Below are 1,615 nucleotides of genomic sequence, written 5' to 3'. Positions count from 1 at the left end.
AAAATAAAAAGGTATCAGGTTTATAAAATATAAAAAACATGGTCATGATATATTTGATGTATTGCAAAGCTCTTTAATACTTTGCAATACGTTGAATTCTATCGGGAATGGATTACCATGTTGTGTAGAGAATTTTGTTTCAAAACATTCTATTGGGAAGAGAGGTTATTTATTTCGATAAATTCTACGTATATAGATATTAATATTTGATATTTCAATTTATATGTATAAAAAGTAATAAATTTGTTTGTTGCAAAAGACAGGTGTAACGAATAAAGCAAAATTTAGTGTTTCTGAAAAAATGGGGACTTTATAAAATGTTTTGGTGAGAAAAACTGTTGTATGCGGGTACGTGGGGAAACATCAAGCTACTCTTCTCATACCTCAGGTTACATTCCTTATGACTTAAAATATGATAATCTATAGGTTCGAAGCTGTTATTTGATACGGAGTTATAATAAAATTCGAATTTTCTTCTGAAGAAGGGTGAAAATGGTTACGAAAAAATTTATTCAGGATCATCAAAATATCAAATTGTTTTGAGGCTTTTGAAGCAATTAGAGTAGCGCTTTGATGATACTTTTTAGAAAATCGCAAGAAGAAACTTGAAAAAGAAATCTTTTTAATGAAGCAAGGAAGGATTTTGGTCTGATATGCTCTGAATTATAAGTGCCGTGATGTCGTGTGCTATCGTGCGTGATAGCTTCATTTTAATCAGATCGTTTTGCGTTGCATATGTTCGTTTGTTCTATACGTATTTGGGAGGGAAGGAGCTTTTGAAAAGTGGCTGCTGCTTTTAGAGATTTTGATATTTTACCTCTAGGAGGCGTGTTTTCTAAGCATGATCTTATCATTTTTGCATGTTGTCACATGGGAAGTTATACAATAACCTTAAATCTTAAAAGGAAAATTCTATGAACGGGAAAAGAAAAATATTGAAAAAGGGCAGTTCTTTTGTTTCTGCTGTTCTTGCAATGGGGATGTTTGTGCAACAAGTTTCAGCGAAAACACCCGCCGATACGCTTGTGATGGCTTGGAATCTTGATACAATAAGTACATTTGATCCCGCACAAATCAATGACCGTTATGGTAATGAAGTTCTTGTTAATGTTTGTGATAATTTAGTCGTTTCTGCTACAGATGATGCTGCTAAAATGGTTCCTTCTTTAGCGAAGAGTTGGGATGTTTCAAGTGATGATCAGAGTACGGTGATTACTTTTCATTTGCGTGATGGTTTGAAGTTCAACGATGGTCGTCCTGCGAATGCCAATGATCTTATTTGGAGCATGAAGCGGGTTGTTCAATTGAAGATGGCTACTGCGGCGACATTTAATGAATATGGGATTACAGAACAAAACGTTGATGAGGCTTTTCAAGCACCGGACGACAAAACGGTTGTGATGAAATTTGATAAACCTTATCCAGCAGAGCTCATTCTTAGCCATTTTGCCACTAGTCGTACTCTTGCTTTGCTTGATCGTGAAACACTCATGAAACACGAAAAAAATGGTGATATGGGAAACCGGTATTTGGCAAGCCATTCTGCTTGTGTTGGTCCTTATCAGCTAGAGAGTTGGCGCCCTGGAGAAGGAATTTTGTTGCGTGCAAGCTCCAA

The 1,615-nt window shown here is 35.7% G+C and carries 1 protein-coding gene; it reads left to right on the top strand.

Annotated features, from left to right (window positions below):
- Positions 1-914: 914 nt before the first annotated feature.
- The coding region (locus ACFIMP_RS09625) for an ABC transporter substrate-binding protein (RefSeq protein WP_375613990.1) at positions 915-1,615 on the top strand (701 nt) is incomplete at its 3' end.

Origin of the sequence: Bartonella sp. AP65SXKL (assembly GCF_042195725.1) — a bacterium.
GTDB lineage: Bacteria > Pseudomonadota > Alphaproteobacteria > Rhizobiales > Rhizobiaceae > Bartonella.
The sequence above is the reverse complement of the archived record's forward strand: the minus strand, read 5'-3'. Positions and strand labels throughout refer to the sequence as shown.